Consider the following 23,675-nt stretch of genomic DNA (forward strand, 5'->3'; position numbering starts at 1 on the left):
ATTTTGCGCCCGAAAAACTATGATATTGTGGGAAGATCAAGACGAAATAAGCCGCTTTTAAAAGAAGTTGTAATTACAGATGTAGCTGCCGAGGGTAAGGCAATGTGCAGAATAGAAGACCGTGTGGTATTTGTTCAGAAAGCTGTACCTGGAGACATTGTGGATGTTCAAGTGACCAAAAAGCGTAAGAATTATTACGAAGGTTATCCTGTTCATTTTCATAAATACAGCGACATACGACAAGAACCACTTTGCGAACACTTCGGAACTTGTGGAGGTTGCAAATGGCAAGCACTTCCGTATGATCATCAGTTGAAGTACAAACAACGCGAAGTAGTTAACAACCTCACTCGAATCGGAAAAGTTGAATTGCCCGAAAGCGAAACAATTTTTGCTTCGGCGAAAACAGAATTCTATCGCAATAAGATGGAATACACTTTTTCGAACAACAGATGGTTAACTAAGGAAGAACTTGATTCGGCAGATGACTTTCCTCATCGCAATGCTTTAGGCTTTCATATACCCGGGATGTTTGATAAAATTGTAGATATCAACAAATGTCATCTACAAGAAGAACCTTCCAACTCGATTCGTTTAGCTATTAGAGCTTACGCACTTGAAAATGGTTTAACTTTCTTCGATCTCAAAAAACAAGAAGGCTTCCTTAGAACACTCATTATCAGAACAAGTTCTACAGGTGAAAACATGTTGATTTTAACATTGTTTCATGAAGATAAGGAAGCGCGTGAAGCATTATTAACTCATATCAAAGAGAAATTCCCAGAGTTAACATCGTTGATGTATGTAATTAACTCAAAGGGCAACGACACCATTACTGATCAAGAAATTGAACTCTTTAGTGGTCGCGATCATATTTTTGAAGAAATGGAAGGGCTTAAATTTAAAATAGGTCCGAAATCGTTTTACCAAACCAATTCCGATCAAGCTTACGAGCTTTACAAAATCACTCGCGAATTTGCCGATATCAAAAATCACGAAACTGTTTATGACCTCTATACTGGCACTGGAACTATTGCCAACTTTGTTGCAAAAAATGCAAAGAAGGTCGTTGGTATCGAGTATGTTCCTGAAGCCATTGAAGATGCGAAGGAAAACTCTAAACTTAATAACATCGATAATACCAGTTTTTTTGCTGGTGATATGAAAGACGTGCTTAACCACGACTTTATTGAAACCCATGGTCATCCGGATGTGATGATTGTTGATCCGCCTAGGGCTGGTATGCATGCTGATGTTGTTGAGACAATATTAAACTCAACACCGGATCGAATTGTGTATGTCAGTTGTAATTCTGCAACACAAGCACGCGACACCAATTTATTGGATATTAGATACAGAGTTACGAAAATACAGCCTGTTGACATGTTCCCACATACACATCATGTAGAAAATGTTGTATTGTTAGAAAGACGATAATTCTAATTCATGAGCAATCTTATACTTTTCACTCTGTTTAGCTTCTTTATTCTTAGCTAATGGAGTGAGAGTTTTTAAGTTTTGTTGCTTTGGTCGGGCTATTCGATGAATTAGCGCCGATATTAAAGGGTGTTTGTTTAAAGTATAAATTGTTTGATACAGAAAGCCTGGCACACAAACCACTCGTTTTCGCTTAAGTGATTTTAATGAATAGTTAACCACCTTTTCAGCAGGTATCCACAGATAATCAGGAATTTGCTCAACAAACTTCACTTCCCGATTAATAGAGGCGTGAAACGAAGTAGGCGTAAATGCCGGGCATAAGGCCTGTACCTTAATTCCTGAAGGTTTTAATTCAAGTTGTAAGGTTTGGGAAAAACTAACTACCGCTGCTTTAGTAGTGGTATACATAACGCTTCCTGGCAATTGCATAAATGCAGAAAATGATGCCACATTGATAATACTACCATTCTTCTCTTTTGCTAAAATAGGAATAGCTGCCCGGCAAAAACGAATAGTACTGCTTAAATGCACATTCACCATCTGCATTTGTTCAGCCAAGGGCACTTGCAAGAAATAGCCACCAACACCAAATCCCGCATTATTTATTAGTAAAGAAAGTTGATTTAAACTTTTAATATAATTTTCAATTCTTGCTATATCATTCTCCAATGACAAATCAGCCACCACACATTCAGAATGCGTATGGTATTTAGCTAATAACGAATTAGCTAATTGCTTGAGTTGATTCTTACGACGTGAAACTAAAACCAAATCGTAGCCTTGTTCAGCAAGGCAAAATGCAAAAGCCTTTCCAATACCACTGGTAGGTCCTGTAATGAGGGCAATGCCCTTTTTTGTTCTATTCATGAGTAGGTAGGTTGTGTGTATCTTTCAAAACGTAATGAAGCCATAAAAAATTGCTTCATCACTCTAAAAGACAAGATACTTAGCCAGAGGTTGCATATCGTGGAAGGAAATACTTTAAAATTATACCTTGATAAAGATTTTTCGCTGATACATGAGCCACGCAATGAACCAAAAAATAAAAACATGTAATAAAGCAAATACTAATGAACCATTATATGACCCAAACAAGGGTGCCATAATATATTCGTATAAAGCATTATAGCCATTGATTTTTATTCCGTCCTCATTAGTAAATGAAATCAGTTTTGACAGCACCCTAACCCAAATGGCAGAAATAAAAAATATGAATAAGGGATTCACACCAAAAACGGAAAAGAACTTCGCCCATGTTTTATAACCCTTAATGTCAATTAGAAAGATTAAAATACTAAGACACACAACAGCTAAGCCTCCCGTATACATCACATAAGAACTTGTCCAAAGTGCTTTATTTAGTGGTAAAATTAATCCCCATACCCATCCAACAATTGCTAGAGAAGTACCAATTAGTAGAAGCTTAAAGGGTAACTTCTTTCTCTTAGTTTTAACAATTACATAACCAATCACGTATCCAATTAATACACTAACCAAAGCGCCTATCGAACTCATCAAACCCTCGGGCTCGAAAGGAATACCAAAGCCTAGATACATGTGCTTTTCACCAAGGATTAGTAAATCAATAAAACCAACCACATTTTGCTCAAGACTATAAGGAGCATCACCACCGAAGACATATAAGATGAGCCAATAAGTAATAAGAAGAGCTAATGAAATAATTTGTATGACTCTAATACGAAAGGAAAGCACAATAAGTGAAGCTATGAAATAAACAATGGCTATACGTTGCAATACGCCTAGCAATCGAACATTGCTAAAATCAGCTTGCCACTGAGGGAACGTACGTAAAAACAATCCCAACACAAATATTATCAATGCTCTTTTTCCTATTTTAAGAAAGACATGTTTATTTAATTCATAAGCATTCTTAGAAAAGGAGAAAAACATCGAAACCCCCATCACAAATAAGAAAAATGGAAAAACAAGATCGGTAGGTGTACAACCGTGCCATGAAGCATGTCGCAAAGGAGAATACACGTAAGACCAACTACCAGGCGTATTTACCAATATCATACCAGCAATAGTAATTCCTCGGAGTACATCAAGAGCTAAATATCGTTTATTCCCAGTCATAGTACAGTTTAGAATTAAAGGTTAAATATTCTGTTTTTTAATCCCAAACGTTGGATCCACCTTAATAAGTTTAACCATTATGAAACTTGGAATTGTACAAATGACCACCCAAACAAAGAAGTTCTGATACCCGATCAACTCTTGAATATAACCTGATACCATTCCCGGCAACATCATGCCCAAAGCCATTAAGCCAGTACAGAATGCAAAATGAGCCGTTTTATGCTCACCCTCAGAAATATAAATTTGATAGAGCATATAAGCCGTAAAACCAAAACCGTAACCGAATTGCTCAACTGCAACCGATGCACAAACCAATAAAAAAGAATCGGGCAATACATAGGATAAATAAACGTATACTAAATTTGGAAGGTTGATGGCAATCACCATTGGCCACAACCAATATTTCAGACCTCTTCTTGAAGCCACATAACCCCCTAATACACCTCCAATGGTCAAAAAAATGACTCCAATCGTTCCGTATACAATGCCCACATCACTCGTGGACAAACCTAATCCCCCAACCTCTTGTCCATCCAATAAAAATGGAGAGGCCATTTTCACCAACTGAGATTCTCCCAGGCGATAAAAGAGCAACATACCAAGTATCACCCATATATTTTTCTTATTGAAAAAAGTAACGATGGTATCGCCAAAATCAGACATGATCTCAGCGAAACCTTTGACGGCTTTATCCTTATCTCCTTCGGGATATGGTAAGGCATATTTGTGATACAAGCTGAAAACGAGAAATAATGCTGTTAAAACCAAGAAAGTAAGTGACCAAGCCATAGGAATGCTTGGCTCATCTTTGCCAAACAAAGTTACTTCCTCCAATTTACCCGCAAGAAAAACCAAACCTCCTTGCCCTGCAATCATAGCAAGACGGTAAAATGTGCTACGAATACCAATAAAATAAGCCTGTTTACTTTCGTCCATACCAAACATATAAAAGCCATCGGCAGCTATATCATGCGTAGCAGAACTGAATGCCAACAACCAGAAGCAAGCCAATGTGGACTGAAAAAATAAAGTGGTTGGAACTGTGAAGGCTACACCCGCTAAACCAGCTCCAATAAGTAATTGCATGGTCACAATCCACCAACGTTTACTTTTTAAAATATCGACAATAGGACTCCAGAATGGTTTAATTACCCAAGGCAAATATAACCACGAGGTATACAAAGCAATATCAGTATTTGAAATATCCAGACGTTTATACATGATAACCGCCAATGTCATTACCACCACATACGGCAATCCTTCAGCAAAATAAAGGGATGGCACCCAAGCCCATGGCGATTTTATCTTTTGTTTATTCATAACCTCCTATTCATCAGTAACGTTTATTGAGTGTAGCGCCTCTAAAATAATGATTTAATATAGCTTTGTAATCATATCCCTTGGCTCCCATCACTGCAGCTCCTATCTGACAAAGTCCTACACCATGCCCCCAGCCTGCACCTAGCAAATTAAAATATAATTGACCGTCTTTCTCTTCTTTCTCAATTACAAAGGCAGAACTATAAAGGTGTGAAGTTGACAAGGTTTTTCTTATTTCCAGTTCTTTCCCTATCACCATGGCTCGTTTATCACCTATTACCTTTAGCTTTATTAAACGACCAGAATCACCACGCTCGACGGGCACCAAATCTGATATTAAACCAAAGTCGATTCCACTACGCTCTCGTACCAATTGGCTTAATTCATCTTGTGAATAGGTCTGTTTCCATCTATAAAAATCATTGGTCTCCTGGTCGTAATCATTTAATACCTGACTCAATACGCTTTTATCGCTGGTATTACAAAACGCATCTGGCTGACCAGTTATCCAAAACTGAGCAGCATCTTCCTTGACAAGGTCAAGGCTATAATCGCTAAGCTCAGTGTCAGAATCCAAAAATGATTGTAAATACGGATGATTAACTGGCTCCCACACTTTTTCGAATACCTCAACCTTTCCTCCACAACATTTTGAGAAACGCGCATCGCATATATCACCATCATACACCAACACCTCCCCTCTAGTAGCACCAATTGCTTGCTCCACATGTTTTGTACTACTGCGGGTTATACCTTGATAGCGCTGACAATGATCATCGGCACACACATCAAAATTAGCGTGATCTTCCCGATCATACCATTTTATGTGTTCATGTTCATCTTGCTGCATTGAAACATAGGACTCGCTCTTTTCTTCAATTTCTTTATTCTTTTGAATTTGAGCCAGTAACCAACTGCGTGAAATTACAGCATGCGCCTTTAATAATTCCAATGAAGATGTTGCACTCATTTCTGATGAAATAACGCTCAACAAGTAATCTTCTAGTGGGAGAATATTTATAGCACTGATTTTTTTATCTTCGATCAACAACTTTAAACTGCCTTTAAAAGTCTGATCCTCTTTTCTCTCCCAATGAAAATTGATACCAATAGTCACCCCATGTAATGTGAATGTACCTTCCGCCTTATTTAATGGTTTAAGTTCTGTGCCTGAATTTATGCTATGCTCACCACTTCCATTTTTGAGTAACAAGCCATTTCCCTTCATTTGAACAATGCAACGACCATTCAATATGCTTCCTGAAGGCAAAGTATATTCTTCGTTTAATGAAAATTCTATTGCCTTTTCAAACTGAATGCCTATTTGTATATATGGTGATTGAACCATCATGATTAAGTTAAATTACATTTGAAACTTCGCTTATTATTTGAGCACACTCTTTCTCACTCAGGCAAACTTCGTTTAAAATACTTTCTATTTCCAGATCAGTAATTTTATCAAAATCTTCCTTACGCGGCATAATAAAAACACCACCCATATCAACAGATGCTGGACTAATAAGCAACTGCTCATTTCCTTCCTTGAAATAGCAACTTGGGCGATGTTTCATACGCGGAAATATATGAACCACCCATTTCTCTCCTTTGGAATAAGCCAAAATATTTAACATCGGCTCCAAGGCTTCGGAACTTCGCTTAAGCAAGCTATCATAAATTAAATCGAAAACCTTTTGAAGCGCACTCTCAGAACTTGATTCCAAACTGATTAGTCCTCTGTTATAAGCCTCCCAATTATAAATATTAACGCCTTCAACATCTTTCTGCAAATGTGTAAATTCTTTATTCTCAAAATCCACTTCAAGGGGCAACAAACCTTTATTTCCTGCTTGAAAATGAAAATGGTCGGGTGCTGAAGCGCCACATTTAGGACCATTATAGAAAATGGTATAATCTGGCAGGGACTTTGCCAAGGAAAGCATCGAAGAGAAATAAGGCTTAATCTCTTGATTGGAGTGCTTGTTTAAAGGAACGGTAAGGTGCTTTTGAAAAATCGGAAAAGGATTGACCAATATGGTGTAGTCTTCTAAAAATCCTACCCCGCTTTGCTCCTTAGGTCTATTCTCACTACATAAAAAACAAGCTCGCTCCGCAATTGACTTTACATCTACCTTAGCAGCTGAAGACCGAATACGCTCAGGATTGAACTGCACCTTAATTTCAGCTCCTCCCGACAAGTGAACCATTTTAGTCTGAATTTTATTTAACCCAGAATAGTTGGTAGCAGCAAGTGGCCAATTTTGCAATTGCTCTAAAAATAAGTTTTCTACTTGTTCTTGGAGTTTCATTATTAATAAATTTCGAATTGATTATACCAATTGGCCAGCTGACACATATTGGATTCTCGCCTTTAACTCAATGGTTCGAATTTTATCCTTATAGAAATTATGCGCATTCATCTTAAGCACATCCAACGAAGCATCAGAGTTATCGTCCCAACGACGACACAAATAAAGTGGGTCATAGATGCGACCAATTTGGTAATGACGACTTATATTCAATCCCAATGCATAATCTTCGCCATAACTAGTATTGGGCACTTTAACATCTCGCAACACCGGCGTGTAGAAAGCTCGTGGTGCACCAAGGCCATTTATACGTAAGGCATTATTCCTTCCATTATCTGGCGTCCATTCGCGATGATCAATTAATCCTGGTGGAATTTCTTCCAGTTTAAAATTAACCATCTGATAACTTCCAACTACCATTGCACAGTTCTGCCCATAAAAGGCGCTTACTACTTTTTCTATAACTTGATCATCTATATACAGGTCATCACTATCCAACTGAATGGCAAATTTACCGCAACGTTCATCGGCCACCGCGTAATTCCAGCATCCACCAATGCCCAAATCATTGCTATCGGGAACAATGTGAATCAATCGTTCGTCAGATGCAAACGAGCGAATTATTTCAGGGGTACGATCAGTGGAGTGATTATCAACAACAATCAAGTTAAAAGCAAACTTCGTTTTTTGTTTTAACACTGATTCAATGGCATCGGCAATTGTTTTTTCGCGATTGCGCACAGGTATGATCACAGAAGCCTCTACTGGAAAATTAGATACATCGAACTGAATAGCCTTAAATTTTGGTTCCAAATAAGCACCAATTATTTTGAGGTGTGCGGTGCAAGCCTTTTCCATTTCAATTTGACGAGATCGGTTTTGAGGATCAACGTAGTCAAATATTTTCTCACCTGACTTTCGTGTGTCTAATTCCAACTCGGTATACAATAATTCAGGTAAATGAATCAGTTCTTTTTTTTGTGACACACGTAATCGCAAATCGTATAATCCTGCAAAGGTAAAGTCCTCAGACATTGCTATGACAGCATCTTTCAAATCATTAGCATTGAAAAGCATTAAAGATCCAAAATTAAAATCATCGCGCAAACTGCCTTCCTGATAATCGATTAGTGGGTGCGCCTTCAAAGCACCTTCCTTTTGTTCGTAGTAGTCGGCGTAAACCATACCAGCATTGCAATCCTCACAGGTGCGCACCATGCGTTCCAAGGCATATTGCCCAAGATTTAAAGCAACATCTTTAGTATAAATAAATACATATGGCGAATCTATTTCCTTAATTAAATGCTTCCATGTTTGGCTTGCTTCAATAGAAGCATTGCTTACAATAACACGAGCGTCACTTAACTCAACTTCTTCTTTAGCTACAACTATTACATCAACTTCTTTCAGCTCTGCTTTAAAAGATTTAATACTAAGTTCTAGTTCTTCCAGCGCAGCCATTGGCAAAACACATGTTATTTTCTTACTCATCTTCATCATTATTTCGTCCAACTTCTAAGTTATAGTCTTCATTCAATAAACAAGCCACAATCTGCCTCATTAATTCACGGCGTTGCTTTACATCAATAATGGTTTCGAAAGGAAAACCTAGCGTTAAGCTACAATGCTTCCCTTTATATAAAACACCAGCACTACTGTTATTCTCTCCATATCGAAAAGCCGTAATCCCTCCTTCAACAGGCTCAATAGCATCAGGCGCCTCTACTTTGTAAATATTAGGATTGTAGTGTGTATTAAATTTAAATTCCGTTTGAAAATCACCTTTGGCATAATCTGTTGAATATACTCCACCAGTTCTAACCGCATGATTTGTTCGCCATTTAAAATGCAAATAATCGGCTGTAAATTGGATAGCTACGGAATCCATATTTTCAACCATATCGCTTCCAACATGAGCACCACTCATTATCAATGGAATTCTATTTTCGCAAGCATGCTTGAGTTTACTCATGAATTCTGGTGTATAAATCTTAAAACCCACCTTATCCTCATCCTTATACCCCTGAGTCGTTTTCTCCTCCCCCAATACAATATCAATCGCTTTATAAACACTTAAGGTAGTCTTCGTTTGATTAAACACTTCATCACTCATGGAAACAAACGAATACCCCGCTGCCATAAGAGCATCACCATGAATTGCAGTAAAATCGAAAGTATTTCCGGGTATAATTTTGCCTTCCTGATCGCCATAACTTGCTCCCCAACCCGGACTGTCATCGTCTAACCATGGCGAATTTCGATCAAAGTCATATTGTTGACCTGTAAAGCCAAAATTAAACTTATCAGCAACACCTTCATCCTTCCAAGAAGCAAGGCCTGCCATTTCTTTTGCATCAATTTTAGCTGGTCCAGCAACTCGATCAAAGGCATTAACAACCAAAACAAATTCGTCAACTTTCTCGCCGATTCCCATGGATAAAATCTCACTTGGAAAACTTTCACCTCCATCATTTAAAGCAGACACTTTAAAACTTACTATTTCTCCTTGCTCAGGCTGAGAAAAACGATAAAAACTATCGCTTACAACAGTTCCATTATCAAAACCATTATTACCTATGCGTTTATAAACCTTATACCTGGTCGCTCTTGCTGATGGTTCCAAACTATCAACGACTGCGTGCCAACTTAATACAAATTCATTTTCATGCTTTTCAATGGCCATATGATCAACAGGTAGCGGTTGGACTACATACGAACGAGCTTCCTGAAACGCTTGAAATTTCAATATGCCTTTATAAATGGAACGGCTTACGGCAAATCGAAAACGAGGATCGAGTCCATAACGCATATCAGCCAAATTTTGATGCGACAATAGTTCTAGCAGCATGGTTGGTACATCTGGACGCCAAGCCTCGGAATACTGTTTATCCCACATGGCACGGCGCGTCCAATTCTCATTAAATAAATGCCTTATATCATTCACAATTTCACTTTGAACAACATCACATAAATCGCGATTGGCTAATTTCGATTGACCGTTTGAAAACACCCCACCATCACGAACGGAACTATAAATCCCCAAAGTGCCAATTATAGAATCGTTGGGAGTAACTCCTGCATCGGTATGAAAAGCAAATGCTAAATCAATTGGAATGTTGAGCCCATCTTTTAAATAGTTCACCCATTCCCCTCGCGATTGATAATCATCATTATAATCGTTTTTTTCTTCATTTAGGCTGTATACCAAACTATCAGGCATGCCTGCATATTGCATCCAATAACGGGCAGCCTCCATATACCTCGGTCGTTTTGATGTCTTCCAGGAATAATCATCGGGGCTCACCTCAATATCATTGGAAACAGCATTTGTTCCTGCGAGCGACCATTCGTTGGCCTTTAGTTTATCCGAAGGTCTGCGAGCTACATTACCCATACCTCCACCAAAACGAATTGCATCAAGCGAAACCTGATCCATACCAAACACCTCAACACTACCTTGTAAGGAATCTATTCCTTTATTAAAACTGTAAGTTCCAAGATAAACCCATGTTCCGCCGCCCATGGTTTGATCAACAATATAAGAAGTACTTCCCCCCGTATGATTAACCTTGTATTCGACTGCATCGCTATTTTCTTCGCTTTGATGATAAGAGACATAAACGGCATATTCACCACTAACAGGGAATTCTGGCAAATAACTTGCAACTATCTGTTCTTCATCGAGCCTAAGCGTTTGTGAATTGCCTATCTTAAAAGGATTATCACCAGAGAATAAAGTATCTCGCCAAGCAAATCCTTCTTTTGGTATCGGCTCATTATTCGAATGCAAATAAAATTCAGAATTACCTGTACATCCATCGTTATCAACGATAACTTCGTGCTTTTGAAAATCACGTTCGCGCGGCAGAAACACATTGGCACCAGCATTTTCAAGCATTGGCACCAGGTAGGGCAGCACATAAGTCATTGGGAAGATATCTTCAACTGTTCCATACAAACGTGCGCGTTGCCATTCCCATCGATCCAATTTCGATTCGTAATACCAACCATGACTGTGCCACAAGGCAAGATGATTTGAACTTAAACCTTTGGAATATTTGTTGTCATCAACACGCTGTACCAAATTACCTGCTTTTACCTTAGGTGGTAAGGTACGTTTTCCGCATATAGCTAATGAATCCCTGTAAATATTTGGAACCAATTCGGAATACTCATAAGCTCCGGTATAGACATTAAGCGTATAATCTTTAAATTTCTTCCGAAGTTTAGTTTTTAATGATGCGCTTAAAACGTCAATTGATGTTTCACGAACGGGCATATAAGCTAAATTTTCGGAGAAATAAACATCAATCTCTTTTATACTCTCCTCTACTTTTATTGAATCAATACTAACCTTGCCAAGGTGTTCCCACTCATAAAAAACATTCTGCCAATTCTCAAGCCTCTTATTAGCTTTTTTGTTCAGATTAAGCGATCTTAAAGATTGACCAACTATAACGGTTGAGCCCCAAAAGATCAGCAAACAAAATGCAATTAGTCCACGATGATTTTTATTCATAACATACAATTACTATAGCTCATGTTTTAATCAAATGTAAAAACATTTTAGCACAATTTTATTTCTAATACATTTGTATTTGAGTTAAATCCAACACAACACTTTAAATCATTGACAATGAAACTTATTGCAGACAGCGGATCAACAAAAACAGATTGGATACTTATCAACGACTCAAACCAAGTTATATATAAGACTTCAACCAAAGGCATAAACCCATTTTACCAAACTTCATCAGAGATTTTAAAAAGCTTAGAATCTCAATTTGACAATGCTTTTTCAAGACCTAATGAAATCCATTTTTACGGAGCTGGATGTGCAAACAAAGAAAAAAACGCCATTGTTGAATCTGCCTTAAAAGAATTCTTCCAAATAAATAATATTACTGTAGAGAGCGATTTATTGGGAAGTGCCAGAGCCTTATGCCAAAATAAACAGGGAATTGCTTGCATACTGGGTACTGGTTCAAATTCTTGCTTTTACAATGGTAAAGATATTACAGAAAACATTTCACCCTTGGGGTATATATTAGGCGATGAAGGCAGCGGAGCCGTATTGGGGAAACTGTTTATTGCTGATTTATTAAAGAATCAGTTACCATCGAAGATAGTCGACGCTTTTTACCAGTATTACAATATCAATCCTTCCGAAATAGTAAATGCCATCTATAAAGAACCTTTCCCAAATCGATATTTAGCTCAATTTTCTAAATTCATATTAGAAAATATTAATAGCCCTGAACTGGAAACCTTGGTGTTAAACAACTTTCGAAATTTCATAAGGCGAAATATCTTACAATATAGTAAGTGCAAACAATTGCCAATACATTTTATTGGTAGCATTGCTTTTTATTTTAAGAACCAACTACTAACTGTACTTGATGAGTTTAAGTTAACTACAGGTACTATAATTCAGTCACCGATGCAAGGATTAATAAAGTTTCACAGCTAAACAAGGAATTATGCCGGACAATAAAAAAACAAACATAACTGAAGCATCATCTAATTTCGAAAACCTGGAAAAGATGAGTGTCGAAGAGCTCATTAAAGGCATTAATCAAGAAGATGCAAAAGTTCATCTTGCCGTAAAACAGACTTTACCACAAATACAAAAGTTAGTAGAACAGATTGTAGTTAGAATGAAGGAAGGTGGTCGTGTGTTCTATTTGGGTGCCGGAACAAGTGGCCGTCTTGGCGTTTTAGATGCTTCGGAGCTTCCTCCCACCTTTGGTGTATCAGCCGACATGGTAATTGGCTTAATAGCTGGTGGAGATATTGCTTTACGCAAGGCTGTTGAAGCAGCTGAAGATGATCCGAATAAAGCTTGGCAAGAATTACAAAAATATGATGTTGGCACAAAAGACACAGTGATAGGTATTGCCGCTTCGGGAACCACACCATATGTGATAGGTGGTTTGAAGCATGCCCGTAAAAATGGTTTATTAACCGGATGTATCACGTGCAACCCTAACAGTAAAATAGCCCAGGCATGTGAAATTCCCATTGAAGCCATTGTTGGTCCTGAATTTGTTACCGGAAGTACGCGTCTAAAATCTGGAACTGCTCAAAAAATGATACTCAACATGATAACCACAACTATCATGATAAAGCTGGGCCGGGTTAAGGGAAATAAAATGGTAAATATGCAATTAACCAACAATAAATTAGTGGATAGAGGTACGCGTATGATTATGGAAGAAATTGGGATTTCCTACGAAGCTGCTAATGCATTATTGCTAGAACATGGTTCAGTAAAAAAAGCAGTAGATTATTATATAAATCAATAATACAAAAAAGGGTGTCCAAAAACTCTGAAAGCATCCGTTCACTGAGCGAAGTCGAAGTGATTATTAGTTGATAATCAGCATTAATAAAATTTCATCTCGACTACGCTCGATGAACGAGCTTACTTTTTGGACATCCTCCATTTCTAAGAAAATATTTTGATTTACTCTTGTTCTGCTAAGAAACGTTCAGCATCGATGGCTGCCATACAACCCGATCCAGCTGCTGTTACAGCTTGACGGTATTGATCATCCTGAACATCGCCACAAGCAAATACACCTTCAACATTGGTTTTCGCTGTACCAGGAATGGTTTTGATATAACCCACTTCATTAGTATCGATGTAATCTGCAAAAATGTCAGAGTTTGGCTTGTGACCAATTCCTAAGAAGAAACCATCAATGGCGATTTTCACTTCTTCCTCTTCAGGAGTTCCCTGGTTTTTCACCAAGGTAGCACCTTCAACAACACCATCACCAAATAATCCTTTGGTTTGATGCTTCCACAGAATCTCAATATTCTCAGCCTTTTCAGCCCTTGCTTGCATTACTTTCGAAGCACGGAATACATCGCGTCGTACAATCAAGTATACCTTTTTACATAAACCAGCAAGGTACAAGGCCTCTTCAAGTGCGGTATCGCCACCACCTACAACGGCAACATCTTTACCTCGGTAAAAGAAACCATCACAAGTTGCACAAGCCGAAACACCCGATCCTGCATATTTGGTTTCATCTTCTAATCCCAAATATTTTGCTGTAGCTCCAGTAGCAATAATCAAAGCTTCTGCTTCCATCTCTTTCGTACCATCAATGGTCACCTTAAAAGGACGTTGTGACAAATCAACCGCAGTAGCCATACCGAAACGAACATCTGTTCCAAAGCGTACTGCCTGCTTCTTAACATCTTCCATCATTTCAGGACCAGTAACACCATCAGAATAACCCGGAAAGTTTTCAACCTCTGTTGTTGTTGTTAACTGTCCACCTGGTTGCATTCCTTCGTACATTACCGGGCTCAGATTAGCTCGTGCTGCGTAAATTGCTGCGGTATACCCTGCAGGTCCAGAACCTACAATAAGAACTTTAACTTTTTCTACTTCACTCATATCTTTGTTTTCTTTATTTGGAGTATTTAAATTCTCCATTTTCCCAAATAGAGCCATAATATCTATATATTAATATTTATAAATAAGTTGCAAACTTACGAATTTTGGCTATTCCTATCAAAATATATGCCGTCATTAAAAACATGATTCTTTTCGTGACAAAACTGACAAATCAACTTAGCAACTGACAATTTACCAATTAAATAGAAACGTCATTTATGGAGAACAATCGAATCGGAATCAAAAGTCAATCCAGACACTAGCCCTAAACCACCCTGCACATTATTATGAACACGCACCGGATCAAAAATTGGTAAGCCTTCATAAAAACCCTCATATCCGGCCGATAATATCTTGGTTCTAAAATAAGAATAATAATCGTTTGTGTGGTGATAGAGATAAGTTGTTATTTTTATTTTGTCCTCGTAATAATCGAAAAACATATAATCAACAGGTAAATTATAAGTTAGTTCATAGGAATGGCCATTTATTAACTGATCGGTGAATAATCCCTGAAAATCGAGTCCTTGTAACAAACTTCCTCCTTGATCGCGCTGTAGGAAAATTGGGTCATCTTTCATAAATTCAACAACAGCATAGGTATAATAAAGATCACCTCCCTTAACTCCCCATCCTTCCCGAACCACATATAATTGGTAATAATTATTCTCATCAGCCGGATCGGTAAAGGATAGGCGCGTCTTAAGAAATGCCTCACTCCCACCATCATCTATTGGCGTATTAATTCGAGTTGTATCCATTGATTCTACATCAATGATTTCAGGCAAAAATGATTCAACTTTAACGGTATCTCCATCACGCTCGTAAGCTTCAATCCGAACTTTATCTCCCGGTTTAAAAATGAATTCTTTCCAAGTACTCCAAACCGTATCGGATGGCAGGATATAAGTACCTTGATTATTATCATTAATGGAAATTCGGAATCGGCCATTCTCGATTTGCTTATAATCTGGCAAGGCCAATATGCTCTGACTTTTACTAAAATGGAGATTCAAAGCACTATCAGGATAGATAAAAGCATACATCACCATCTGATCTTCCTGTGAATTAAGCTCAATTTCAATATCCTTCTCACAAGCCGAAGCAAGCAATAAAAAAAAGATAACGAATATGCCAAAATATGCTCGCATTTTAAATCAATTTAAAATCTAACAGTTAAACGCAAATAGGGTATTGGAAACGGAAACAAACTAAACTGTTTTAACGAACGCTGTAATTCTCCAGTCTGTTCATTTTCTGAATCTGCAAAGTACAAAAAGAAAGGATTCTGTCGCCCATATAAATTCATTACACCCAGACTCCAAGTTCTACTTCCATAGGATTTCACTTTATTAAAATTAAAACCAACATCTAAACGATGAAAATTGGGCATTCGATATCCATTTCGCTCACTAATAAACTGATTAAAACCCGAGTTAACAGGTGCCTGACCAGTTGGTAAATCGGGCGCATAATACTTTGTTTCGGGCAAAGTGATTGGGCTTCCAGTTCCAAAAGTCCAAGTTAAACCCATATCTACCTTCTTTGAAAATTTATAATTACCAAAAATGGATAAATCATGAGTTCGATCAAAATCCGCAGCAAATTCCCTTCCTCCATTTAATCCCTCAAATTGATTAGTCGTTTTAGAATACGTGTAACCAATCCATCCTGATAATTTTCCAGTTTTTTTATGCAATAGAATTTCCACACCTCTAGACAAACCTTCTCCACTGGTTAACTTATCTTCCCAATCAGATGCAAAATCAAAGTAACCAGCCGCTTCTTTATAAGCTAAAATATCATGAAAGCGTTTATAATATCCCTCAATAGCAAGACTAAATCCACGATTAAACTCATATTCTAAGCCAAGGGCGCCTTGCGATGCCCGCATGGGCTTAATATTATCAGAAACAGGCAACCACAGATCGGTTGGCATGGCGACTGATGCCGTTCTCAACAGGTGCATATATTGTGTCATATGACTATAGGCGGCTTTTATTGAGAAATTATCGTTTATGAGATACAATCCGGACAAACGTGGTTCGGCCGACCAATAATACTGATTTTCGGTTCGAAATAATGAAAAGTGTGCCCCAATATTCAGCTTTAATTTATCAGACAATTTAAAATCATCCTCAATGTATGTTCGTAATTCAGGCCTAAACACATCCTTACCTCCAAAAGCTGTATCGATGGGAGTTCCACCAGAAATCTCTTGCACTAATAAGTCTACCCCGGGATAAAAGGTATGCATGGTTAAGTTGGCTCCAAAACGTAAGTAATGCTTTGGTGATGGAAAATAATCAAAATCAGCTTTCACACTGAAATCGCGAATTCCACTGTAATAGTTCTGTGTCCCAATGCTCCAATTTCCATCCGTTTGATAATTCAATCTTTGTTGGATGAAAAAGCGGTAATCGCTATAGGTTAGTGTCAGGTTTGAAAACATCCTATCACCATATATGTGATTCCAACGCGTAGAAGCAACGTAATTCTTCCAGCCCACATCACTGTTATCATGCGTTGTTACAAATTGAGTTTCACTACTCTCATCCGGAGGTGTAACAGATACCTTTTGTTCATTGTACTGCAAGCCATATTGATCTTTACCAGCGTATGCACTAAAAAACAATCGATCGCGCTTCGACAGTTTATAATTGAACTTTGCATTAAAATCGTAGAAATAATAACGGCTCTTCTCTACAGCGCTGTATTGTAATAATCCAGTAAACAAATCGAAATAGGTACGACGAAAAGAAACCGAATAGGACGATTTATCTTTTACCAAAGGGCCTTCAACAGATAAGCGACTTGACAGCAGGCCAACACTTGCCACACCTTTATGTTCGGTCATATTGCCATCATTTAATCGGATATCGACAACAGATGACAAACGCCCGCCGTATCGAGCAGGAAAACCTCCTTTGATAACTGAAACATGATTAATTGCATCAGCATTGAAGATGGAAAAGAACCCTAGTAAATGGCCAACATTATACACTGGAACATCATCCATTAGAACCAAATTCTGATCCGGCCCCCCGCCTCTAACATACATTTCACTCAGGCCCTCACCACCACTTTGAATGCCTGGCAACAGCTGTATGCTTTTGACGATATCTACTTCGCCTAAAAAAACAGGTACATTCTTAATTTGCTCTATAGGCACATCGATGGTTCCTGTTCGTGTACTTTGCAATCGTCCAGGCACGCGTGAACCCACCACATCAATTTGCCCCAGCTCTGACTCTGTCTTAAGGTAAAAATTGATGGTTGTATCACCCCGTAAATTAAGAAGTAAATGTTCATCTTTAAAACCAACATATGAACACTGTAGCCTTATCAAACCTGCGGGAAGCGTTAGGCTATAAAACCCAAAATTATTGCTTACGGTACCAAGGAGCTGATCAGGTTCATAAATATTAGCTTGAATCAATGATTCCTTGGATTCAGAGTCACGAATAAAACCACGAATTATAAACTTACCTGCTTCAGCAGAATAGGGCTCTATAATAATCTTAGGTCCCTTAACGATAAAATTTGAAGGACACGAAATAAACAATTCATTAAGTATTTCGCGAATCGAACCAGAGTTTTTACTTAGGGTGATGCTTTCGCTAAAGCACAATTTATTGCTATAGCTAAAAACCACCTCACCTTGTTTTTCTATCTGCGAAAGGAAATAGGCAGTCGAAGCCGTCTTTTGTTTAAAACTTACCGTCTTATACAAAACACTTTGCCCACTTATTTGACTAGGAATCAAAAAAATGAGCAACAAAAAAAATATATTCTTAAAAGTAGTTTTCGAACTTCGGAACATGTAACATCTAAATCGTCCCCGAATTTAATCAGAGATGATCAATTTGTTACCATCCAAGCTAAACTTTTTATCGAAGTGAATACGTAATTCAACCATTACATCTTCCAAAGATGGACTTTCAAACTTCGAAGTCATAGTAGTTTCAGAAATGTTTGTATTATTCTCGATAGCTTCAACTTCAGGGAAATAATCAAGAATGGTTTCCATTACTTCTGCTAATGGTGCTTTTGTAAAATTAATTTCTCCAGTTCTCCAAGCCATTATATTGGAAGAAATATTGTTTTTTCTAGAAATAACACCATCAATACAAATTGCAGATTCTCCTTTAACTAATTCAAGCTCATTATTCGTTGTTGAAAATAAAACTTTGCCCTCGGTAACTAATAATAAAACATCACCAGTCTTTTCATTTTCTTCAAGGTTAAACTCTGTTCCTAGAACTTTAACCTGAGCATCTCCAACATTTACAACGAAAGGTTTTGAAGGGTTTTTTGCGACTTTAAAATAAGCTTCACCCTTAAGTTTCAATAAGCGCTCCTGTCCCTTAAAACTTTTTTGAAAAACTAACTTACTATTTGCATTAATTGCAACAGTAGAGTTATCTGGCAGTTCATTTTCAATCATCTCAGTAGATGATGAAAAAGCCACCCACTTACCAAATCCAGGTGTTGTTTGATATAGAACTATCGCTACGGAGATGGCCATAAATGGGATCATGATGGCAGCTATCTTACGAAGTGACAATAAACTTTGTGATACTGTATTTATACTATGTTTCTGGAAACCTACTTTATTGGCGAACTTCTTGTAATCAAGTTCTACATCAATAGCATCAAATGCAGCAATATCTTCAGAACCCTGCCAAATCTTTTGCATGTCCTCAAAATACTTTGCATTTTCAGTCGACTCTTGTATCCAAGCCTCCAAACATTCTTGTTCATTCGGCTCTAATACAGAAGAAAATCTTCTGACTATCAATTCATCAATATCGTTCCAGTCTCTATCCATACGCTTAATGAAACTCCACCATACCAAATAAATTGGTATCTTCTGTTTCTACCTTTTCTGTCTTATCAACAAGCACTTCTTCTTTTACTTGCTCCTTAACACTTTCTTCCGCTTTTATTTTTCCATTCTCCTCATCTACAGGAGATAAAAACTCCGCTAATACTTGAAAAATAAATTCCATTATAATTAGATTAGGTTTAATATTCCAATGTTTCGATAATAAGACAACCTAACTTATCATCACACGTACTTAATTTCAATATTTTTTCACCAATACTTTAAAACAATTATTAACCAAGCTATTACATCCAAGTATCCAGCCAAATTCTTGCGCAGAATTTTTAGCGCTTTACTTATTTGTGTTTCCACAGTTCGCTTCGATAGATCAAGTTCATCCGCTATTTCCTGATTAGTTATTCCTTCGAACCTACTTTTTTCAAATATCCTTCTACACTGTTCTGGTAAAGTCTTTACTATGCTATGAATTTTATATTCAAGTTCGGTTTGCTGTAACTTATCTTCAACATAAGCTTCTTCATTCTTCTTATCAAGATACATGCTCGCATGGTGGTCGCGTCGTATTTGACTATGTTTTAATTGATTTAAGCACCTATTACGAACAGACTGATAGAGGTGAGCTTTTAGGGAAGTATGAATTTTTATTTCTTTTCTTTTTTCATAGAATGACACAAAAACATCCTGCACCAATTCACGAGACAAATCATCATCAATAACCACTTTACGAGCAAATACAACCAGCTGGGCATAAAACTTTAAAAAGAGTTGTTCATAGGCAGATTCATCACCTGCTTTGATTCCTTCTATGATCCAACTATCATCTTGTACTTTCTGCATTAAGGATGCTTAATAAGGTTGATTGCTCAGTAAAAATATAAATTACTATTAACTTTACATTAAATTCGCTTGGCTTTTGTAAATTTTAACTTTAATCGTCATTCTAATTGAGTGCGGCTTATTAATAATTGACATTTTAATTATATTTGTTTTCAGAATAAATAACGGGATGTGGCGCAGCTCGGTTAGCGCACTGGTCTGGGGGACCAGGGGTCGCAGGTTCAAATCCTGTCATCCCGACGAATAGTTTAAAGAATACCTATTTTTCATAACTATCAGCACTTTTCTTCTATTCAAAAAGTATTCTTAATGATAAGAACAACAAGACCTTGTTTTTTCTCCAAAAGATGTACATCGTATCACTGGAATAGTAAAAACAAGAATGGTTTATTAATTACTTCATCTACTATTGCTTGAGCAGGTTGAAAGCACATCACTCTGTTATAAATAAATTTATCAAAACTTTGCAATAAATCATATCGATAAACCGACAAGCAAACGCTAATAAATAATTACATTAGCAATTCCTTAAAAATAGAAGCACTATTTTAGACTATTTAAGCTCAATTATTACAACCTAAACTAAACACATGAGAATCTTCAATCTTATAATGCTAACCATCATCCTAATTGCTTGTTCAAAAGACGACACCACTGAGCATAACCTAAACCTAAATAGCCAAGAACTTGTAACTGGAATTAGAATCCTTGATGAAACAGGTCAAACAATGATTCATTATGGAAATCCATGTGATAAAACCAGAATACCAGAACTAGACATCTCTACAGCATTTTACCCGAATCCAACTTCGGATTATTTGCTCATACATAGCTCTGCAAACATAACAGGAGTTTGGCTGATAAAGGGGCAAATATCTAAACAATTCACGAATACTGATTTTACCAACTACTATTCGAATAACTCAATTGACACGACCGGAATGAGCGAGCTAAACATTTTAGCTAATAGTGCTTTCAATGAAATAATTGACGTATCTATGTTTAGTGGCTACCACAAAATTATTATGGAAATAAATGATACCGAATTGGTTTGGTCTACATTATACTTTAGTCGTGATGCTAATGTCTTTGATATGATTGAAGCAGAATGGAAATAATACCTCCTTCTGTTCTAGTATCGAATATCAGCGCACCTATTTGCTGTTAAGTTCAAACCTTTATACCTAAATAACAGGCAAATATGAAAAATTAAAATAGTATGATAGTTATACAAAACACACAGTGTAGCCTTCGCCGGAAATTGGACAATTTATAATTTAGACAAATTGTTAATATTAATCCTCTACTCAGCTTTACAACTAGTTATTCAGTACCTTTTCTAACTTTGTAAACTAACAATAAATTTAAGATTGAATGTTAGAAATCATCTATCAGGACGAATATTTTGTAGCTATTAACAAACCCCATGGTTTGTTGGTGCATCGCAGCCCAATAGCAGCCGACGCAGAAGAATTTGCACTACAATTACTTCGCGACCAATTGCAACGTAAGGTATTCCCCATTCATCGACTGGACAGAAAAACATCAGGTATATTGCTGTTTGCACTAAGTAGTGAAGTTGCAGCCAAACTACAAGCCTGCCTGGAAGACGAGCTTACCCAGAAAATATACCTAGCCATCGTTCGAGGTCACTTCCCTGAAACTATTGATGTGGATTACCCACTTACCAATGATAGTGGCAAAACCCAGGAAGCATTTACTTCTTTTAGAAATCTCAAGCATACCGAGTTAGAAATACCCTTTGGGAAGTTCAACACCTCGCGATACTCTCTGATAGAAGCAAAGCCTAAAACAGGCCGGATGCACCAAATACGCAAACACCTCAACCATCTGCGCCATCCCATTATTGGTGATCGCCCGCATGGTTGCAACAAGCAAAATAAGCTTTTTAAAGAACGTTGGAACATGATGACCATGTTGCTTCATGCCAAGCAATTAAAAATTACGCACCCCATTAGTGGCGAAGACTTAGTGTTGAAAGCACCATTATTTTCAACTTTTGAAGAAATGATTGAAACACTGAAATTAAAAGTCACGTAGTAATAGCGTTAACTGAAAAGCTCACACAAGAAAACAATCCAATGCAAAAGCAACTACTCACTACACTGGTCGTTTTATTATTTAATGCCATCGTACCTTTCGCTCAAGAAGATGAATACCTAAAGGAGGTGATTTACGAATGTGATTTCGAAACAAATTGTATTGCAGTAAGTGAGGATAATAAAACCATGCTTATAGGCGGCGATAACAAAACCGTTACTCTATTGGATTTAACAACTAAAAAAGTGCTATTTGAAACCCTTGCCCATTATCAACCTGTTATTGAAGTGCATTTCTCGAAAAAGCACAATGGCTTTTACACGGTGGGCGACAAAAGCTTTAAGTTATGGATTGACAATGCTGATAAGCCAGAGAAAATATATAAGGGCAGTCATACTTCAATTACCGACTGGGACATGTCAGCCAACGAAGATTTTTTTGTAGGCGGATCGTACGAAAAGCGATTTCGATGTTGGAACGAAACAGAACTCGCTACTCCAGAAACAGTAACTACCACACACGAAAAAAGTGTTATATCCATAGCCTTAAGTAACAACAAAGAATTAATTGCAAGTGGCTCTTTAGACAACACAATCAAAATATGGTCGGCTGATTCACTGCAGCATATGCAGTCGATCGACGCTCACTCAAAACCAGTTTGCTGCCTCTACTTTGTTGATGACACATACCTGGTTTCCGCTTCTCATGATGGACTAGCATATCTTTGGAATATAAAAACAGGCGAACGTAAAGTCATATACGACGGACACACCAAAGCCATTAGCGACATTGACATTAGTCCAAATGGCAAATACTTACTTACCGCAGCCCACGACAATACTATAAATTTATATGCCATTGCTACTGGTGATCATATTCATCGCTACAAATACCACGAAGCAGCTGTACTAGATGTGAAATGGAGTGCCAAGGGAGACGAGTTTTACGCCTGCGACAAAAATGGAAAAATAGCCCTATGGTCATTATCTCCAAAGGTTTTTGTTGATTATTACTTTGGCTCTGAAATGGCCAAGGAAGTATATGGCAATACACTTTTTAAACCAAGAAAACAAGGTGAGTCAAAAACGGAATACAAAGCCAGACAAGCAAAGGCAGAAGCTTTTCAGGAAAAGCAAGTAGATGCTTATCATAAGAAATATTTAGACCTCTTGAAAACGCAAACCATAGAAGATTAGATTCTCATTTTCGGAACGGCATTTAGGGAGCGGCTCTCTTTAATAAATCCTAAACAAAGAGCCGCTCCTTTTAAACTTTTCTTCTCAGAACCGTTCTTGTCTCTAGGAATACGATAATTTTGCCCCTGGTCTTAATTAAAGCGAGCTTTCTTCAT

The 23,675-nt window shown here is 37.5% G+C and carries 19 protein-coding genes and 1 tRNA gene; 7 read left to right on the plus strand and 13 right to left on the minus strand.

The window, feature by feature from the left end:
* Positions 1 to 27 precede the first annotated feature (27 nt).
* Entirely contained in the window at positions 28 to 1,437 is a 1,410-nt protein-coding gene (rlmD, locus tag ACRD7B_RS08080) for a 23S rRNA (uracil(1939)-C(5))-methyltransferase RlmD (RefSeq protein WP_430823998.1), read from the plus strand.
* Here the strand turns inward: rlmD and ACRD7B_RS08085 are convergent.
* The 7 genes from ACRD7B_RS08085 to ACRD7B_RS08115 all read right to left on the minus strand — a co-directional run bounded on the left by ACRD7B_RS08085 (position 1,423) and on the right by ACRD7B_RS08115 (position 11,685).
* Entirely contained in the window at positions 1,423 to 2,307 is an 885-nt protein-coding gene (locus ACRD7B_RS08085) for an SDR family NAD(P)-dependent oxidoreductase (protein ID WP_430823999.1), read from the minus strand. The two genes, rlmD and ACRD7B_RS08085, sit on opposite strands and share 15 nt — an antisense overlap.
* Before the next feature lie 120 nt (positions 2,308 to 2,427).
* Positions 2,428 to 3,537, minus strand: a complete 1,110-nt coding sequence (locus ACRD7B_RS08090; protein ID WP_430824000.1) for an acyltransferase family protein — start codon at positions 3,535 to 3,537, stop codon at positions 2,428 to 2,430.
* Between the two features lie 21 nt (positions 3,538 to 3,558).
* The gene (locus ACRD7B_RS08095; RefSeq protein WP_430824001.1) at positions 3,559 to 4,860 is read right to left on the minus strand and encodes an AmpG family muropeptide MFS transporter; all 1,302 of its coding nucleotides are present in this window, start codon (positions 4,858 to 4,860) and stop codon (positions 3,559 to 3,561) included.
* A 13-nt stretch (positions 4,861 to 4,873) separates the two neighbouring features.
* The gene (locus ACRD7B_RS08100) at positions 4,874 to 6,211 is read right to left on the minus strand and encodes a SpoIID/LytB domain-containing protein (protein WP_430824002.1); all 1,338 of its coding nucleotides are present in this window, start codon (positions 6,209 to 6,211) and stop codon (positions 4,874 to 4,876) included.
* Positions 6,212 to 6,218: 7 nt separating this feature from the next.
* Entirely contained in the window at positions 6,219 to 7,166 is a 948-nt protein-coding gene (locus tag ACRD7B_RS08105; protein ID WP_430824003.1) for a DUF4922 domain-containing protein, read from the minus strand.
* A gap of 21 nt (positions 7,167 to 7,187) precedes the next feature.
* On the minus strand, positions 7,188 to 8,657 hold the full coding sequence (locus ACRD7B_RS08110) for a glycosyltransferase family 2 protein (RefSeq protein ID WP_430824004.1): 1,470 nt from the start codon (positions 8,655 to 8,657) through the stop codon (positions 7,188 to 7,190).
* On the minus strand, positions 8,650 to 11,685 hold the full coding sequence (locus ACRD7B_RS08115) for a golvesin C-terminal-like domain-containing protein (protein WP_430824005.1): 3,036 nt from the start codon (positions 11,683 to 11,685) through the stop codon (positions 8,650 to 8,652). Before ACRD7B_RS08115 ends, ACRD7B_RS08110 begins: the two co-directional genes overlap by 8 nt.
* A 117-nt stretch (positions 11,686 to 11,802) precedes the next feature.
* Here ACRD7B_RS08115 and ACRD7B_RS08120 point away from each other — a divergent pair, with 117 nt between their 5' ends.
* Both ACRD7B_RS08120 and murQ read left to right on the plus strand, forming a co-directional pair.
* Positions 11,803 to 12,636, plus strand: a complete 834-nt coding sequence (locus ACRD7B_RS08120; protein ID WP_430824006.1) for an ATPase — start codon at positions 11,803 to 11,805, stop codon at positions 12,634 to 12,636.
* 10 nt (positions 12,637 to 12,646) lie between these two features.
* Positions 12,647 to 13,471 carry an N-acetylmuramic acid 6-phosphate etherase gene (murQ, locus tag ACRD7B_RS08125; RefSeq protein ID WP_430824007.1) on the plus strand — a complete coding sequence of 275 codons (825 nt, stop codon included), beginning with the start codon at positions 12,647 to 12,649 and terminating at the stop codon, positions 13,469 to 13,471.
* Between the two features lie 161 nt (positions 13,472 to 13,632).
* Here murQ and trxB read toward each other — a convergent pair whose 3' ends face one another.
* The 6 genes from trxB to ACRD7B_RS08155 form a co-directional block, all read right to left on the minus strand.
* On the minus strand, positions 13,633 to 14,634 hold the full coding sequence (gene trxB, locus ACRD7B_RS08130) for a thioredoxin-disulfide reductase (protein ID WP_430824008.1): 1,002 nt from the start codon (positions 14,632 to 14,634) through the stop codon (positions 13,633 to 13,635).
* A 155-nt stretch (positions 14,635 to 14,789) separates the two neighbouring features.
* Complete coding sequence (locus ACRD7B_RS08135; protein ID WP_430824009.1) at positions 14,790 to 15,728, minus strand: DUF4249 domain-containing protein; 939 nt, start codon at positions 15,726 to 15,728, stop codon at positions 14,790 to 14,792.
* An 11-nt stretch (positions 15,729 to 15,739) separates the two neighbouring features.
* Positions 15,740 to 18,358, minus strand: a complete 2,619-nt coding sequence (locus ACRD7B_RS08140) for a TonB-dependent receptor (RefSeq protein ID WP_430824010.1) — start codon at positions 18,356 to 18,358, stop codon at positions 15,740 to 15,742.
* Positions 18,359 to 18,424: 66 nt separating this feature from the next.
* Positions 18,425 to 19,408 carry a FecR family protein gene (locus ACRD7B_RS08145; RefSeq protein ID WP_430824011.1) on the minus strand — a complete coding sequence of 328 codons (984 nt, stop codon included), beginning with the start codon at positions 19,406 to 19,408 and terminating at the stop codon, positions 18,425 to 18,427.
* Between the two features lie 4 nt (positions 19,409 to 19,412).
* Entirely contained in the window at positions 19,413 to 19,589 is a 177-nt protein-coding gene (locus ACRD7B_RS08150) for a hypothetical protein (RefSeq protein ID WP_430824012.1), read from the minus strand.
* Between the two features lie 86 nt (positions 19,590 to 19,675).
* The gene (locus tag ACRD7B_RS08155) at positions 19,676 to 20,263 is read right to left on the minus strand and encodes an RNA polymerase sigma-70 factor (protein ID WP_430824013.1); all 588 of its coding nucleotides are present in this window, start codon (positions 20,261 to 20,263) and stop codon (positions 19,676 to 19,678) included.
* Positions 20,264 to 20,428: 165 nt separating this feature from the next.
* Between ACRD7B_RS08155 and ACRD7B_RS08160 the strand changes: the two genes are divergently transcribed.
* The 4 genes from ACRD7B_RS08160 to ACRD7B_RS08175 all read left to right on the plus strand — a co-directional run bounded on the left by ACRD7B_RS08160 (position 20,429) and on the right by ACRD7B_RS08175 (position 23,520).
* Positions 20,429 to 20,503, plus strand: a tRNA-Pro gene (locus ACRD7B_RS08160).
* 350 nt (positions 20,504 to 20,853) lie between these two features.
* Positions 20,854 to 21,381, plus strand: coding sequence for a hypothetical protein (locus ACRD7B_RS08165; protein WP_430824014.1), 528 nt, complete (start codon positions 20,854 to 20,856; stop codon positions 21,379 to 21,381).
* 256 nt (positions 21,382 to 21,637) lie between these two features.
* Positions 21,638 to 22,324, plus strand: a complete 687-nt coding sequence (locus tag ACRD7B_RS08170) for a pseudouridine synthase (protein WP_430824015.1) — start codon at positions 21,638 to 21,640, stop codon at positions 22,322 to 22,324.
* 41 nt (positions 22,325 to 22,365) lie between these two features.
* Complete coding sequence (locus tag ACRD7B_RS08175; RefSeq protein WP_430824016.1) at positions 22,366 to 23,520, plus strand: WD40 repeat domain-containing protein; 1,155 nt, start codon at positions 22,366 to 22,368, stop codon at positions 23,518 to 23,520.
* Positions 23,521 to 23,675 lie beyond the last annotated feature (155 nt).

Source organism: Carboxylicivirga fragile, assembly GCF_050589805.1.
GTDB lineage: Bacteria > Bacteroidota > Bacteroidia > Bacteroidales > Marinilabiliaceae > Carboxylicivirga > Carboxylicivirga fragile.

What these genes read in the sequence shown, in the direction of transcription:
- ACRD7B_RS08085 (WP_430823999.1), bottom strand. Translation starts at nt 2,307, where the DNA reads ATGAATAGAACAAAAAAGGGCATTGCCCTCATTACAGGACCTACCAGT.
- ACRD7B_RS08090 (WP_430824000.1), bottom strand. Translation starts at nt 3,537, where the DNA reads ATGACTGGGAATAAACGATATTTAGCTCTTGATGTACTCCGAGGAATT.
- ACRD7B_RS08095 (WP_430824001.1), bottom strand. Translation starts at nt 4,860, where the DNA reads ATGAATAAACAAAAGATAAAATCGCCATGGGCTTGGGTGCCATCCCTT.
- ACRD7B_RS08100 (WP_430824002.1), bottom strand. Translation starts at nt 6,211, where the DNA reads ATGATGGTTCAATCACCATATATACAAATAGGCATTCAGTTTGAAAAG.
- ACRD7B_RS08105 (WP_430824003.1), bottom strand. Translation starts at nt 7,166, where the DNA reads ATGAAACTCCAAGAACAAGTAGAAAACTTATTTTTAGAGCAATTGCAA.
- ACRD7B_RS08110 (WP_430824004.1), bottom strand. Translation starts at nt 8,657, where the DNA reads ATGAGTAAGAAAATAACATGTGTTTTGCCAATGGCTGCGCTGGAAGAA.
- ACRD7B_RS08115 (WP_430824005.1), bottom strand. Translation starts at nt 11,685, where the DNA reads ATGAATAAAAATCATCGTGGACTAATTGCATTTTGTTTGCTGATCTTT.
- ACRD7B_RS08120 (WP_430824006.1), top strand. Translation starts at nt 11,803, where the DNA reads ATGAAACTTATTGCAGACAGCGGATCAACAAAAACAGATTGGATACTT.
- murQ (WP_430824007.1), top strand. Translation starts at nt 12,647, where the DNA reads ATGCCGGACAATAAAAAAACAAACATAACTGAAGCATCATCTAATTTC.
- trxB (WP_430824008.1), bottom strand. Translation starts at nt 14,634, where the DNA reads ATGGCTCTATTTGGGAAAATGGAGAATTTAAATACTCCAAATAAAGAA.
- ACRD7B_RS08135 (WP_430824009.1), bottom strand. Translation starts at nt 15,728, where the DNA reads ATGCGAGCATATTTTGGCATATTCGTTATCTTTTTTTTATTGCTTGCT.
- ACRD7B_RS08145 (WP_430824011.1), bottom strand. Translation starts at nt 19,408, where the DNA reads ATGGATAGAGACTGGAACGATATTGATGAATTGATAGTCAGAAGATTT.
- ACRD7B_RS08150 (WP_430824012.1), bottom strand. Translation starts at nt 19,589, where the DNA reads ATGGAATTTATTTTTCAAGTATTAGCGGAGTTTTTATCTCCTGTAGAT.
- ACRD7B_RS08155 (WP_430824013.1), bottom strand. Translation starts at nt 20,263, where the DNA reads ATGCAGAAAGTACAAGATGATAGTTGGATCATAGAAGGAATCAAAGCA.
- ACRD7B_RS08165 (WP_430824014.1), top strand. Translation starts at nt 20,854, where the DNA reads ATGAGAATCTTCAATCTTATAATGCTAACCATCATCCTAATTGCTTGT.
- ACRD7B_RS08170 (WP_430824015.1), top strand. Translation starts at nt 21,638, where the DNA reads ATGTTAGAAATCATCTATCAGGACGAATATTTTGTAGCTATTAACAAA.
- ACRD7B_RS08175 (WP_430824016.1), top strand. Translation starts at nt 22,366, where the DNA reads ATGCAAAAGCAACTACTCACTACACTGGTCGTTTTATTATTTAATGCC.